This is a genomic window from Psychrobacter immobilis (assembly GCF_904846065.1).
GTDB classification, from domain to species: Bacteria; Pseudomonadota; Gammaproteobacteria; order Pseudomonadales; family Moraxellaceae; genus Psychrobacter; species Psychrobacter immobilis_H.
In genome coordinates, this window is record NZ_CAJGZV010000001.1 from 1,369,888 (window position 1) to 1,383,417 (window position 13,530).

14 protein-coding genes are annotated in these 13,530 nt (G+C 44.6%); 6 read left to right on the plus strand and 8 right to left on the minus strand.

Features of this window, described 5'->3' with window-relative positions; translation table 11 throughout:
* Positions 1 to 57: 57 nt before the first annotated feature.
* From JMW64_RS05730 to dusB, 3 genes are all read left to right on the plus strand, one after another.
* A complete protein-coding gene (locus tag JMW64_RS05730; RefSeq protein WP_087814376.1) occupies positions 58 to 498 on the plus strand; it encodes an HIT family protein in 441 nt (146 codons plus the stop codon).
* A gap of 319 nt (positions 499 to 817) precedes the next feature.
* Positions 818 to 2,863, plus strand: a complete 2,046-nt coding sequence (locus JMW64_RS05735; protein WP_045452155.1) for a BCCT family transporter — start codon at positions 818 to 820, stop codon at positions 2,861 to 2,863.
* Positions 2,864 to 2,995: 132 nt separating this feature from the next.
* A complete protein-coding gene (gene dusB / locus JMW64_RS05740) occupies positions 2,996 to 4,027 on the plus strand; it encodes a tRNA dihydrouridine synthase DusB (protein WP_087814378.1) in 1,032 nt (343 codons plus the stop codon).
* A gap of 50 nt (positions 4,028 to 4,077) precedes the next feature.
* On the opposite strand, the gene JMW64_RS05745 is transcribed toward dusB, so the two are convergent.
* Positions 4,078 to 4,467 carry a DUF1622 domain-containing protein gene (locus JMW64_RS05745; RefSeq protein WP_087814379.1) on the minus strand — a complete coding sequence of 130 codons (390 nt, stop codon included), beginning with the start codon at positions 4,465 to 4,467 and terminating at the stop codon, positions 4,078 to 4,080.
* A gap of 189 nt (positions 4,468 to 4,656) precedes the next feature.
* On the opposite strand from JMW64_RS05745, the gene JMW64_RS05750 reads away from it, so the two are divergent.
* Complete coding sequence (locus JMW64_RS05750) at positions 4,657 to 5,544, plus strand: SDR family NAD(P)-dependent oxidoreductase (RefSeq protein ID WP_087814380.1); 888 nt, start codon at positions 4,657 to 4,659, stop codon at positions 5,542 to 5,544.
* A 370-nt stretch (positions 5,545 to 5,914) separates the two neighbouring features.
* On the opposite strand, the gene JMW64_RS05755 is transcribed toward JMW64_RS05750, so the two are convergent.
* The 5 genes from JMW64_RS05755 to JMW64_RS05770 all read right to left on the minus strand — a co-directional run bounded on the left by JMW64_RS05755 (position 5,915) and on the right by JMW64_RS05770 (position 9,169).
* Positions 5,915 to 6,193, minus strand: coding sequence for a peptidylprolyl isomerase (locus JMW64_RS05755; protein ID WP_045446094.1), 279 nt, complete (start codon positions 6,191 to 6,193; stop codon positions 5,915 to 5,917).
* Between the two features lie 262 nt (positions 6,194 to 6,455).
* Positions 6,456 to 7,523, minus strand: a complete 1,068-nt coding sequence (locus JMW64_RS05760; RefSeq protein WP_087814381.1) for an LLM class flavin-dependent oxidoreductase — start codon at positions 7,521 to 7,523, stop codon at positions 6,456 to 6,458.
* A gap of 92 nt (positions 7,524 to 7,615) precedes the next feature.
* Positions 7,616 to 8,008, minus strand: coding sequence for an MBL fold metallo-hydrolase (locus JMW64_RS14075; RefSeq protein ID WP_227694083.1), 393 nt, complete (start codon positions 8,006 to 8,008; stop codon positions 7,616 to 7,618).
* On the minus strand, positions 8,009 to 8,530 hold the full coding sequence (locus tag JMW64_RS14080) for an MBL fold metallo-hydrolase (protein ID WP_227694085.1): 522 nt from the start codon (positions 8,528 to 8,530) through the stop codon (positions 8,009 to 8,011).
* Positions 8,531 to 8,623: 93 nt separating this feature from the next.
* Entirely contained in the window at positions 8,624 to 9,169 is a 546-nt protein-coding gene (locus JMW64_RS05770; RefSeq protein WP_087814383.1) for a cysteine hydrolase family protein, read from the minus strand.
* A gap of 108 nt (positions 9,170 to 9,277) precedes the next feature.
* On the opposite strand from JMW64_RS05770, the gene JMW64_RS05775 reads away from it, so the two are divergent.
* Positions 9,278 to 10,258 (plus strand): GlxA family transcriptional regulator, encoded by a 981-nt coding sequence (locus tag JMW64_RS05775; protein WP_109590103.1) that lies wholly within the window; start codon positions 9,278 to 9,280, stop codon positions 10,256 to 10,258.
* Positions 10,259 to 10,373: 115 nt separating this feature from the next.
* Here JMW64_RS05775 and JMW64_RS05780 read toward each other — a convergent pair whose 3' ends face one another.
* A complete protein-coding gene (locus JMW64_RS05780) occupies positions 10,374 to 12,527 on the minus strand; it encodes a heavy metal translocating P-type ATPase (RefSeq protein WP_109590101.1) in 2,154 nt (717 codons plus the stop codon).
* Positions 12,528 to 12,679: 152 nt separating this feature from the next.
* Here JMW64_RS05780 and cadR point away from each other — a divergent pair, with 152 nt between their 5' ends.
* Complete coding sequence (gene cadR / locus JMW64_RS05785; RefSeq protein WP_045452168.1) at positions 12,680 to 13,090, plus strand: Cd(II)/Pb(II)-responsive transcriptional regulator; 411 nt, start codon at positions 12,680 to 12,682, stop codon at positions 13,088 to 13,090.
* A gap of 141 nt (positions 13,091 to 13,231) precedes the next feature.
* Here cadR and JMW64_RS05790 read toward each other — a convergent pair whose 3' ends face one another.
* Positions 13,232 to 13,426 (minus strand): heavy-metal-associated domain-containing protein, encoded by a 195-nt coding sequence (locus JMW64_RS05790; RefSeq protein WP_109590099.1) that lies wholly within the window; start codon positions 13,424 to 13,426, stop codon positions 13,232 to 13,234.
* Positions 13,427 to 13,530 lie beyond the last annotated feature (104 nt).

The window sequence follows — 13,530 nt, forward strand, 5'->3', positions numbered from 1 at the left end:
CCACCCCCTCTAAAAGCTGTTGAGCAACCAATAATCAAACAAGTAAAGGAAAAAATAATGACCCAAGCCAATGAGCAAGCCGCGTATGACGATAACAATATCTTTGCCAAAATGCTAAACGGTGACATTCCCTATCACAAAGTTTATGAAGATGATAAAACCCTTGCTTTTATGGATATCATGCCACAAGCAGAGGGGCATGTGCTGGTGATTCCTAAGCAAAAAGCCGTTGATTTGGCGGATCTTGAACCAGAGTATGCCGCAGCGGTGTTAATGACCGCTAAAAAAGTCATGCAAGCACAGCGTCAAGTGTTTGCGCGTGAAGGCATTATTCAGATGCAATTAAATGGTAGCGAGGCGGGTCAAACCGTTTTTCATTATCACGTGCATCTCATTCCATCGAGTATTCATCAGCTCGGTCGACATGCAGTGACCCAAGCTGATCACACAGAACTGGCTGAAACGGCTAAGCAACTTGCTGCTACCATTACTGTTTAGTAATAAAAAAACGAGATAGCTGTCGAATTAACAAGCAAAACGTAAATTGTTCCAGAATAAAATAAAAAAGTCGCTAACAAGCGGCCTTTTTTATTACTTGGTAATAGTCATGTAACAATCGTTAAAGTCATGTTACAAGTTGGGCGCTTGTCTGGGGTTTTTGAGCATAGTGTGATAAAAATTGTATTTGTTTAATAATAACTGATGCATTTTCGCCTTTGTGAGTCACTTTTTATAAAAAAGGCACTGCTCCTTCTGATTATTAATCTTGATATCGAAGATTATTTTTCATTGCTACTTTTTGGGGATATCACTTTCTATGAGTAAATTACCTCGCTCCACTATTTTGTTGCCGGTTTTTGTACCGGCAGCAGCGATTATGCTGTTATTGGTGATTGGCACAGCCATCAACCCTGACGCTGCTGGCGAGCTGTTCAGCAAAGTGCTGGCATTTACCACCGACACTTTCGGCTGGTTTTATATGTTGGCAGTCGCCATATTTTTGATGTTTATTATCGCCTTGGCATTTTCGCCTTATGGCAGTATTAAATTGGGCCCTGACCATGCGGAGGCTGAGTATAAGTTTCTGGAATGGTTTGCCATGCTTTTTTCCGCAGGCTATGGCATAGCCTTGCTGTTTTATGGCGTAGCAGAGCCAGTATTGCATTTTGCCAGTCCGCCACTTTCCACGCCGCAGACGATTGAAGCTGCCAAAGAAGCTATGCAAATTGCCTATTTTCATTGGGGTTTTCATATTTGGGCGATTTATGGCGTAGTAGGTTTGTCGCTGGCGTATTTCTCTTTTCGTCATGGCTTGCCATTGTCGGTACGCTCAACGCTATATCCATTAATCGGTGACAAAATCTATGGCCCTATTGGACATACCGTTGATGTGTTTGCGATCGTGGGCACGATGTTTGGTATCGCCACCAGCTTGGGTCTATCGGTGGCGCAAATTAACGCGGGTCTAAATTATTTGCTACCAGAGATGGTGCCAGTTAATACGACGGTGCAGGTTATTATCATTGCTTTAGTAACAGCAGCTGCCTTGGTATCCGTGCTGGCAGGTATGGACAAAGGCGTCAAGCGCTTGTCTATCTTAAACATGGTATTGGCAACGGCACTCATGTTATTTGTCTTTATCGTTGGTCCGTCGATCTTTATTCTCAATGCTTTTATGGAAAACACGGGCAGCTATCTGGGCAATATCGTTGAGCGTACTTTTAGCTTGCAAGCATACCAATCGAGTGATTGGATCGGTAGTTGGACACTATTTATTTTCGCATGGACGATTGCTTGGGCGCCTTTTGTGGGTCTGTTCATTGCCAAAATCAGTCGCGGTCGCACCATTCGTGAGTTTGTATTGGGCGTCATGTTAGTGCCAACGTTATTTACCTTCTTTTGGTTTTCGGTGTTTGGTGATACAGCACTGCATATGATTATGGTTGATGGCTACGACGCGCTGATTAGCGAGGTGCAAAACAACCAAGCAATTGCGTTATTTAAATTGCTAGAGAATTTACCATTTACACAGATTGTCTCATCATTGACAGTACTGTTAATTATTACTTTTTTTGTGACGTCATCGGATTCAGGGTCATTAGTGATTGACTCGCTCGCTGCGGGTGGACGCAGTGATACGCCTTGGTGGCAGCGCTCGTTTTGGGTGGTAACTGAAGGGGCGGTCGCAGCGGTTCTACTTATCGCAGGCGGTCTAAGTGCACTACAAACAGCGGCTATCGTTAGTGCTTTACCGTTTGCGATCATTATATTGATTTCGACATTTGGTATGTGGCGCGCACTACGTATTGAAGGACATCGCAATCAAAGCCTAGCCAATGACAATCATTTGCCGCCGCATCTACTTAAGCTTGACGCATGGCGTGATCGTATTGACTATATCACCAATCAACCAACGCGAGATAAAGTGCTGGGTTATATCAAAGGTACGGTTTTATCATCGATGCATGAGGTGGCAGAGAAGTTTGCCGAAACAGGCTGGTTGCCTGATGTAAATTATGATGAGGTCAATAACCGTGCTGTATTGGAATTAAGACGCGGTGACAATGTAGAGTTCTGGTATGAAGTTCGTTTGTCAGAGCATGAAATTCCTGACTATTATACGGAAGATATGGCCAATGAATTACCACAAGAGCACCATCATCGTGCTGAGGTGTATTTGCGCCGTGGTGGTCAAACCTATGATTTATATGGCTATCAATCAGAGTCAGTGATTAACGATATTATTGATCAGTTCGAAAAATACCTACACTTCTTAAATGTGTCGCCAGATAGTTTGCCGTGGCGTATGCAGGAGCATGATGAGGACATCACACTAGAGCAGGGCAGTGTGTTTGATAAGTAAGGGTGCACTGTTGAAAGCGTAGTGTTTCTTAATGCAAGTTATTCACGTTAATAGCTTGCATTATGTGTACGATTCCTTAGAATAACGGCTTGTTTTTATTATCTTATTTTAATTAATGGCAAGCCGTTTTTTATGTCTACTGATTCTCCTGCTTTACCGTCGTCTTTGCCAGTATCTGACCATCCATTATTGCAACCATTGAATATTGGTGGCTTGACGATTGAAAACCGCCTCATGGTTGCTCCTATGGCGGGCGTGACAGACAATCCTTTTCGGCGATTGTGTAAATCATTTGGTGCCGGTCATGCGGTGAGTGAAATGATTATCGCTGACACGGCGCTTTACGCGCGCAAAAAGTCCTTGTATCGTGCCAATTTTGACAATGAAATTGCGCCTATATCAGCGCAAATTGCAGGGGCTGAGCCTGATAAATTGGCAGAAGCGGCACGTTATCAGATTGATAATGGCGCGCAAATTATTGATATCAATATGGGCTGCCCTGCCAAAAAAGTTTGCCGTAGGCTGGCAGGTTCTGCACTGTTGCAAGACGAAGATTTGGTTGCGCGCTTGTTAGATGCGGCGGTAAATAGCGTAAATGCCCCCGTGACCTTAAAAACGCGATTGGGTTATGAAAACGGTCGTGAGAATATCTTGCGTGTGGCGAAGCGTGCTGAGCAAGCAGGTATTGCGGCGATTGCCATTCATGGGCGCACGCGCGAGGATATGTACACTGGCGAGGCGCGTTATGAGCTGATACGCGAAGTTAAAGAAAGCATCAACATTCCCGTCATTGCCAATGGCGATATCGATAGCGCGCAAAAAGCCCAGCGTGTCTATGAGTTGACAGGTTGTGATGCTGTGATGATTGGGCGTGCTGCCCAAGGACAACCATGGATATTCCGTGATATCGAGCACTTCTTACGCACTGGTGAGAGTCTTGATGCACCGAGCGTCAGTGAGATAAAAGAGATCGTATTGGCGCATTTGCAAGAGCTATATGACTTTTATGGTGAGTACTCTGGCTGCCGTATCGCTCGCAAGCACATTGCTTGGTATACCACAGGCATTCCTAATTCTAATGCTTTTCGCCAAGCAATGTATGGTGAAGAAAGTACCGCTGGACAGTTTCGCGTGGTCGAAGATTTTTTGCAGGCGCACGGATAGTAAGTGAGCAGAGGGTTCATGCTAAGCGTTTGTTAAATAATAAAAAAGCTTTAAGGCTCGTCCACTTTAGCGGTACTTGGTTCTTTTTTGAGTGCGGTATTTTCTTTTTGCCAAGGGAATTTGCCTTCTAATTCTACTTGTAGTGACAAGCTCAAAAAAGTCCGAATGAGTACGATAAAACCTAGTACTAGGACGCTGCGTAACGTCGGTTCTGTGACGACAGTCGCCATAATATCAGCGGCGATGAGGACTTCTAATCCTAACAAAATAGATTTACCGACGGTTTGTCTGACTTCGATATAGGTCTCATGGTTAAACCCACTGGTTAGGCGAATCCCTCGATAAAAAGCAAAAAACAGTCCAAAAAACATAATAAGTACGCCAATGACCTCGACTATCTTAGCAATTAAATCAATGTAATGAGCTAGAGTTGCAATCAAAATAGATACTCCTTATCGATGCTCGGTGAAAAGCGTAAGTCTGAAAAATACTGCGATTATACGTTTATCGATCCTTATGATCGGCAAATTATCTGGCTGAGACGGCGGTTTTGTTCACTTTAAGCCATAATTTTTTGCTATGCTGTAATCGAACATTCATAGGCATAGAAACAACAAAAAGGATTTTTTATGGCCAATCCCTCAAAAAAAGCAATCAACAAAGCGGTCAAAGATAAGCATATCATTATCACAGGGGCATCAAGCGGTATTGGTGAGCGTACAGCATATTTACTTAGTGAATGCGGTGCGCATGTTATCTTATTAGCACGTACCGAAGACAAACTAAAAGCCGTTAAAGAAAGTATCGAGGAGCTTGGTGGCAATGCCAGTTATTACCCTTGTGATTTGACCAATATGGATGATATCGAAAAAGTTAGCACGCAAATTTTGGCAGATTTCGGACATGTTGATGTCTTGGTCAATAACGCTGGTCGTTCAATTCGGCGTTCGGTTCACGAGTCTATTGATCGTTTCCATGATTTTGAGCGTACTATGGATATCAATTACTTTGGCGCGGTTAAAATAGTTCTTGGGTTTTTGCCGAGGATGATTGAACGTCAGACTGGTCAAATTGTGAATATCTCATCGATTGGCGTATTGGCAAACAGTCCGCGTTTTGCCGCTTATGTTGCCTCAAAATCGGCATTGGACGCTTTTAGCCGCTGCTTAGCTGCTGAAGTGAAGGGCGATAATGTGACGATTACCAATATTTTTATGCCATTGGTGCGTACGCCTATGATTGAGCCTACTAAGTTATACCGTTACATGCCTGCATTAATGCCTGATGAAGCCGCGATGATGGTTGCCAAAGCGATTGTCCATAAACCAAACAGTATTGCCAGCAACATGGGTAAATTTGCGTCAGCTACTTATTCACTGGCACCAGCAATCAACGTTGGTATTCAGTCGATGGGTTATCGTATTTTTCCAAGCACCCGCGCTGGACTGACTACCGATAAGAAGCCAAACCTTGCTCAGCGTGCTTTTGCCAGAATACTGCCTGGTGAGCATCATTAGAATAGGCTGTATATGAGCCTTGATTTAGAATAAAAAAGGACGCTGCGGTGTCCTTTTTTAATGCCTTAAAAATTATTATTGTTGATATAAAATAGGAGAGAGGGCAGTAGCAGCCTTTTGTTCTTAACGCTTTATTATGATCAAAACCTATTTATAAATGTCTATCATCATCACTTTTATGGGAACTAAAGTGTCTTCAACTCAAATTTAGATATGACACGGACATTAGATCATAAGTCGTTTTGGGTCATAAATGAGTCAATCATGGCAGCTCAAATCGTGATTGCCATGATGTTAGATCCTGTATGAGTCAGGATAATGTTTAAGGCATATGTCAGTCGGCTTATAATTAAAGCTCCGCTCCTAATGCTTATGTCCTGTAGAGTACTTTGACCACATGCCAGCCAAATTTGGTTTTTACCAAATGTGGGGTGAAGAGTTTGCCGCTGAAGCAGATTTTGTCAAATGGCGGTACCATGTCGCCTTGTTGAAACTCACCTAAGCTGCCGCCTTTTTTACCTGATGGGCAGGTTGAATGTCGTTTCGCCAGCACATCGAACTTAGCGCCTTTTTGAAGCTTGGCAATAATGTCTTCAGCCTGCTCTTTGTGTTTTACTAAAATGTGTAATGCGCTAGCTGTACGAGCCATAATGTAAACCTTTCATAAAATATCAATTATCGGGGCATTATATCACGGCTTATCTTGGTTGCTAACTTCACTTGTATGCGCTACTTCTTCAAAAGCCATTATCTACACAGGGACTACTATTTGGATGAGAATCAGTGTCTTTTGAGTGTCGCTGTCATTACATCGGTGCAATGCATTTGGGTAGCTTACGAGCCCAATCAAGCCTAATGGTTAGGCATTAAGCGCTTTGCTAACTTTTTAATATCGTTATTCCCAACAGGATCTAGTGATTTGGCATACCATAATGATCTGCGATTAGCTCAACAGTGCGCGATTGGGCGCGGCGCGAATAGCCCTGAACCACCATCATTACCTCATCGACACCTGTCTGCTCCTGAAGATCCTCTAAACCTTTTGCGACCTCGGCAGCAGTGCCATGCAGGGTTTGATCGGTATACTGTTCAATAATCTGGCGCTCTTGCATATTGCCTTGAAAAGCGGCTACTTCATCAGGAGGCAGTAAAGCAAAAGGCTTGCGCTGAAACATTCTCAACATTGCCATGGCAGACGATGTTGACTGGCGACGTGCCTCTACAGGATCTTCGTCCGCAATCGCGCCAATGCTGACTAAGCAGTATGGCTTGGCTAGAATTTTTGAAGGACGGAAATTCTCTCGGTAAATGCGCATGGCACTTAAGACATCAGCATTGCCAAACTGTAGAGCAAATGCATAAGGTCTACCCAGCTTTGCTGCCAGATGCGCGGAGTAAGTCGATGACCCTAAGATCCAAACATCAGCAGCGGTCTTCGATGGGGGTACTCGGTTTTGCTCGGCTTGCCATGGGCCTGGCACCGCATGAACCGCATGATAAGGATGGTCTTTTGGAAAACTGTTTTCTAAAAAGCCCAACAACTCTGCGACTTGCTGAGGAAATTCATCGTTTGCTGCCTTATGCCGACGCAAAGCGGAAGCCGTTGCACCATCCGTACCCAGTGCCCGTCCCAAACCAAGATCAATTCGTCCTGGCGCCATCGCATCGAGCATGCCAAATTGTTCAGCAATGACCAAAGGCACATGATTCGGTAGCATGATGCCGCCTGCACCAAGCCTAATTCGCTCAGTTTCCCCAGTAAGCCGAGCCACCATCATCTGCGGTGAAGGCACCGAAGCACCAGGCATGGCATGATGTTCAGACATCCAAAACCGCTGAAAGCCTCTTTTGTCAGCCAATTTCGCAAGCGCAATCATCTCTTGAAAGGTGTCCTCTGCCGTGTGACTAACGCCGGTGAAGGCATTGTCGAGCACCGAAAGAACGAAAGGGGCGCTACCTGAATGATTTGGCATATTCATAAACGATCTCATTTTTACCGTATTAACGATGCATAGCAACACACTTTGGGTATTGCCACACAGGGAAGATTTAAAGACCCAACCATCAAGCACTAGAATTTATAGGTTTGACCATCATTAGGGACAAGCGCACGCTGCTTGTCTAAGTGCTTTTCTTCGATAAAGCGGCGCAGCTCTGCCTTGGTGAGGGTGGCATGATTGACCGTATCCATGTGCACGCTCACGATCTGAGCATTAGGAGAGAATTTATACGCACGGTATACATCCTCTTTACCCATAATGATAGAGTCATCAACAAAGGTAGTTAACTTCGCATAGCCTGTATTAAGGATGACCGCATCAGGCTTATAGCGAGTGAATGCATCTTCCACTTCCTTATTCCAAACGGTATCCCCTGCGACATAAACGGTCTTGTAGTTTGGTTTCTGGAATACAATCCCCATCGTTTTGCCCAGTAGTTCAGCTAATGGTGCCACTTTGTACATCTAATCAGTACCATGCTGTCCGATGGTTTTATGAATTGTAACGCCTTTAAACACAAAGCCTTGCTCTGTTAATGCTATAACATTGGTAAAACCATCTTTACGTACGATTGCCGTATCCGCTTCATCTTGGGTAAAAATTGGCATGTCACGCGGCACGAGGTTGCGTGCGGCATCATCCCAATGGTCAGCATGAAGATGCGTCAAGATAATGGCATCAGCCCTAAGCACTTCGGCAACAGTCATCGGCAAATCCACCATTGGATAGCGTATTTGGCTATTTACTGTGCCATCAAACCCTGGATAAGCGTTTTTAGCTGCTAGCATCGGATCCACTAAAAACGTGGTGCCAGCATAATCAAGCTTGATCGTGGCATTACGGATTTGCTGAAATTGAACGGTATTGGTAGCTGTCTGTTTTACCGCGTTAGAATTTGCTGCTGGACTGGCAAAGGTGGTACATGCCGTTAACAACATGACGCCACTTAACAGTGTGGTGCCGGTCAGTGATTTTGCGATATTCATAATAGTTACCTTATTGAGGAAATTCTTCTTAATGGGACTAGGGTTTAAGAGTCTATTTCATGACTAAATCATGGTTTGGCTAACAACTCTGGATTAACGGGCAATCCAAGTTTGGGTATCAATCACTTCGCCATATAGAAACTCAATCGCTGCCATGATGGTGGCATGAGCCTGAACAGCAGGTACTTTCGTACCATTAAATTCAAGATCAAGCGTGGCACAGGCATCATGAACCGTAGTGGTTGTATAACCAAAGTCCACTGCAGCACGAACTGTGGCATCCACACACATGTGGCTCATGGCGCCAATCACAGTCACTTCTTTGATACCTTCTTTATCTAATAGCTCTTTCAGATTGGTCTCACGGAACGAATTGGGGTAATGCTTAGTGATGACGGCTTCATTCTCTATTGGTTTTACCTTTTCATTGATTGCTACACCATCGGTACCAGGCGTAAAGATCGGTGCGTCAGCAGGCATTTCATGACGGATATGAATGACGGTATGACCTTTTTCTCTCGCAGACGCAATCACCAAAGCTGCATTATCAGCGGCTTCGTTAATACCTACAAGTGATAAGTTACCTTGTGGGAAATACTCATTTTGAATGTCGACAACGATCAATGCTTGTGTGTTCATGATAATGCCTCTTTGTTTATGGAAGTGACTGTATAGGCGTATATTTTACAAGCACTGTGCTACACTAACGAGTGGCTACATCGACACATAAGAGGTTAATAACGATATATGAATCAAAAACATGCTATTGAAATTGGCTTGATCGTTTATGAGAAAGCACAAACGGCGGCTGTCCTTGGACTGACTGATTTATTCGTGGTGGCCAGTAAACTCGCCGCTAAACGTCAAGATACAACCGATCTGCCTTTACAGGTCAGTCACTGGGAGATTTGCGGCGTTAAGCAGCAGCCTAAGCGCACTTTTTCGAGCAATCCTGATAGCGTAGGAAGATTAACAGCCGTCATCATTCCACCCACGTTAGAAGCACCGATTGCAAAGCAAGCGGCAGAACCTTGGCTAGAATGGCTAAAAGAGCAGCATTCGACAGGGGTGATACTGTCGTCCGTCTGCGCCGGTGCTTTTTTATTGGGCGAAACAGGACTACTCTCCAAGCGAAAGGCAACCACGCATTGGGGTTATGCAGAGGATTTTAAGCAGCGTTTCCCTGATGTGGAGCTCGATGTCGATCGCATTATTATCGAAGACGGTGATATTGTGACCGCTGGTGGCGCGATGGCTTGGACGGATTTGGGATTGAGAATGGTGGATCGCTTTCTTGGTTCTCAGGTGATGAATGAGACCGCTCGTATGTTATTAATTGACCCTTCAAGGCGTGAACAATGTTATTACAGTGCTTTCTCACCCAACCTCACCCATGGAGACACAGCCATATTAAAAGTGCAGCATTGGCTACAAAGAACCAATGCACAAGATATCGATTTATCTACCTTAGCCGATTGCGCACAGTTAGAAGAGCGTACTTTTCTGCGTCGTTTTCATAAGGCGACGGGCATGACATCCACAGAATATTGTCAGCGATTACGCATCGGAGAGGCAAAAGACTTTTTACAGTTCTCGTCATCTCCTGTTGAGCAAATAGCGTGGAAAGTTGGTTATAGTGATGCCAGTGCATTTCGTAAAATATTTAAGCGCATTGTTGGGTTGACACCAAGTGAGTATCGACGTAGATTTAATTCGAATAAGGTGTGATAGGTTTAGGTAATGATTTTTTTAAAGGTAGGCTCATTGACTGCTTCTAGGTAAGAGGTGGATGTAATAAAACGGCCACTGATGTAGCCATAACCGTTTTATTCTTTAACTGTCATTAACGGGAAGACATTCCTTTAAAACGCAGTAAACGCAATGCATTCAGCGTCACCAGTACCGTAGCACCAGTATCCGCTAGCACAGCAATCCAAAGTCCTGTCACGCCGAGCACAGTGGTTATCAGAAATATGCCTTTTAACCCAAGTGCAAATATGACATTTTGATGGATATTTCTCATGGTGGCGCGGGATAAGGCAATAAGGTTAGCAACGTCCATCACGCGGCTTTTTAATAGGGCAATATCAGCCGTTTCGATAGCCACATCCGTGCCACTGCCCATCGCAATGCCAATATCTGCCGCTGCCAAAGCGGGTGCATCATTGATACCATCACCAATCATCGCTATTTTACTATTGCTTTGCATCTCGCTGAGTAGACGTAGCTTGTCTTCAGGTAACAGCTCAGCCTGCCACTCTATATCTAATTGACTAGCAAGTGCTTTTGCCGTACGGCTATTGTCACCTGTGAGCATGACAGAGCGCACGTTCATTTTATTGAGCTGGGCAATGGCTTGCTGTGCATCTTCTCGTAACTCATCACGTAGAGCGACCAATCCGAGCGCCTCCCTCGTGTGCTCATCAAACAAAATAGAAACCGTTTTACCATCATTTTGTAGCATCTCAATTTGAATCTGCTGCTCAGCTGGCAACCTCACTTTCTCAGCGACGTAGACTGGTGAGCCGATGGCCAAAGAGCGTCCAGCAACCGTTGCATGAACGGCTTTACCGGCAGTCGCAAAGGCGTTGGAGGATCTAGGTATGACTACCTTAGCGGCTTTGGCATGATCCACAATAGCGATAGCAAGCGGATGACTAGAGACGGAGTCGACACTCGCAAACAGTGACAGTAGTTTATCGTGACCCTCAGCATCGCCATGTACTGTTTTAAAATCAATGACATCGGTTACCCGTGGTTTTCCTTCAGTCAAAGTACCCGTTTTATCAAAAGCGACGGTGCTGACCTGACCAACCAACTCCATGACATTACCGCCTTTGATAAGCAGTCCATGGCGCGTGCCGACCGCCAAACCTGAGGCAATAGCGGCAGGTGTTGACAGCACAAGAGCACAAGGACAAGCTATCAGTAATAGCGCCAAACCGCGATATAACCATATTCCCCATTCTGCTCCCATCAGTAGAGGTGGGATAATAATGACCAGCGCTGCAATCGCCATCACGATAGGCGTATAGTAACGGCTAAAGGTTTCAATAAAGCGTGCAGTCGGTGCTTTGGACGATTGCGCCTGCTCCACAAGTTCAATAATACGCGCAATCGTATTATCTGCTGCTGTCTTTTCTACGCGTATTTGTAGTACCCCATCAACGTTGATAGATCCAGCAAAGACCTCAGCACCTATGGTTTTGGCAACAGGAACAGATTCTCCTGTCACAGGTGACTCATCAAGGCTAGATATTCCTTGAATAATCACCCCATCAGCAGAAACTCTATCACCGGGACGCACAAGCACCTTATCGTTAATCTGTAATGCAGTCGCTGCCACCTGACGTTGTTGTCCTTGCGTGTCTAACAAGATAGCTGTCTTTGGCACTAGCGATGATAACGCTCTGATGCCAGCGCGCGCACGATCAGCTGCGACACTTTCTAGCAGCTCACCAACTGAGAATAAAAATACCACGGCGGCAGCTTCTTCTGCCTCTCCAATGATAAGGGCGCCGATAGCCGCAACAGACATGAGCATTTCAATTGAAAAAGGCGAACCTACTAACGCCAGTGCAAAAGCTTTACGAGCAAATGGTAGGACTCCGATAGCCACAGCGGCAATAAAAACCCATGCGCCATATTCAGGGAAAATTAAGGACAACATATATGCGGCACTCATCAAAATCCCAGTACCAATAACCTGCTTACCCTTTATGGTTTGCCACCAGCGCTGATTCTCTATCGCTGATTGACTTTCATCAGTGCTACTCTTCTCTTGTTGACCATTTAACGCTGATATACCGAACCCGAGACGCTTAATGGTTTTTTCGATATCTTTAACATCAGTCGCTGCATCAGACGCCAAGATTAGCTCTAGCTTTTGGGTCGCAAAGTTTAACTGAACACCAGAGACGCCTGGCATACGTATGAGCGCCCGCTCAATTTTGCCAACACAACTGGCACAGTCCATACCTTCAATATGATATTGCATAGTTATTTATCCTCTTATTGAAGATATTATGAACCCTATAGTAGCTTCAGGGTCAAGGCTTTTAACGATAAAGGGGTTTGATTTTTTATCAGCAAACCTTATAGTTACTTTATTGTTTTAGATAATAGAAAATACTATTTAAGGAGATACACATGCTTATCAAAATTGGCGAGCTTGCCACGCGCACCGGTGCGACGGTCGAAACCATTCGTTATTATGAGAAAGAGATGTTATTACCAGAGCCTGCGCGTAGCCAAGGCAACTATCGTTTGTACAATGAGGCGCATTTTGAGCGTCTACAATTTATCCTGCACTGCCGTACGCTCGATATGACTTTGGATGAAGTACGAACCCTGCTTCAGTATAGAGATAAACCTGAGGAAAACTGCGGTGAGGTCAATGTGCTATTGGATGAGCATATCGATGCGGTAGAAACACGTATGGAAGAATTGGTTCAGTTAAAGCAACATCTACTAGCGTTGCGGCAAAAATGCGCAAGTGAAGCGCTGGCTGAATCCTGCGGAATATTGCATGCGCTTGCCGATAACTCCTGTCATAAATAAAGTATTCATTTTGGTAACATTATCCACTTTTCATACGTAAAAGTAGACCTATCACCAAACGCGCGTGGTCAATAAATTCAAAATGATTCAGCCCATAATCCTTTCTGTTAATCGTATAGACTGCGCGTCTATCAGACTGACTCATTGCACTTGTGCAGGGAAGCCAGCCTTTGCTAAAGCAGCCGTCATCTGCTCAACACTTGCGATGGTTTCAATACTGACCACTTTGGCTGCTAAATCCATGTCAACCTTGGCGTTTGAGTCGATATCGTGAATAATTGCTGTCACACCACGAGCACAGCCGCCATATTTCATGTTTCCAATCCATAGTTTCATAGCCTTTCTCCAAATAAGTTTTATTTCATCACTAAGCTTAAGCCTTGTCTTGATGGTAATGTCAAACATATTTTAAAAAAACACGCTTGACCTTACCATCATGT

Bases quoted from the DNA above. Each gene is read 5' to 3' on its own strand.
- JMW64_RS05770 (WP_087814383.1), bottom strand. From the start codon at position 9,169: ATGAACACACAAGCATTGATCGTTGTCGACATTCAAAATGAGTATTTC.
- JMW64_RS05755 (WP_045446094.1), bottom strand. From the start codon at position 6,193: ATGGCTCGTACAGCTAGCGCATTACACATTTTAGTAAAACACAAAGAG.
- JMW64_RS05735 (WP_045452155.1), top strand. From the start codon at position 818: ATGAGTAAATTACCTCGCTCCACTATTTTGTTGCCGGTTTTTGTACCG.
- dusB (WP_087814378.1), top strand. From the start codon at position 2,996: ATGTCTACTGATTCTCCTGCTTTACCGTCGTCTTTGCCAGTATCTGAC.
- JMW64_RS05750 (WP_087814380.1), top strand. From the start codon at position 4,657: ATGGCCAATCCCTCAAAAAAAGCAATCAACAAAGCGGTCAAAGATAAG.
- JMW64_RS05730 (WP_087814376.1), top strand. From the start codon at position 58: ATGACCCAAGCCAATGAGCAAGCCGCGTATGACGATAACAATATCTTT.
- JMW64_RS14080 (WP_227694085.1), bottom strand. From the start codon at position 8,530: ATGAATATCGCAAAATCACTGACCGGCACCACACTGTTAAGTGGCGTC.
- JMW64_RS14075 (WP_227694083.1), bottom strand. From the start codon at position 8,008: ATGTACAAAGTGGCACCATTAGCTGAACTACTGGGCAAAACGATGGGG.
- JMW64_RS05790 (WP_109590099.1), bottom strand. From the start codon at position 13,426: ATGAAACTATGGATTGGAAACATGAAATATGGCGGCTGTGCTCGTGGT.
- cadR (WP_045452168.1), top strand. From the start codon at position 12,680: ATGCTTATCAAAATTGGCGAGCTTGCCACGCGCACCGGTGCGACGGTC.
- JMW64_RS05780 (WP_109590101.1), bottom strand. From the start codon at position 12,527: ATGCAATATCATATTGAAGGTATGGACTGTGCCAGTTGTGTTGGCAAA.
- JMW64_RS05775 (WP_109590103.1), top strand. From the start codon at position 9,278: ATGAATCAAAAACATGCTATTGAAATTGGCTTGATCGTTTATGAGAAA.
- JMW64_RS05760 (WP_087814381.1), bottom strand. From the start codon at position 7,523: ATGAATATGCCAAATCATTCAGGTAGCGCCCCTTTCGTTCTTTCGGTG.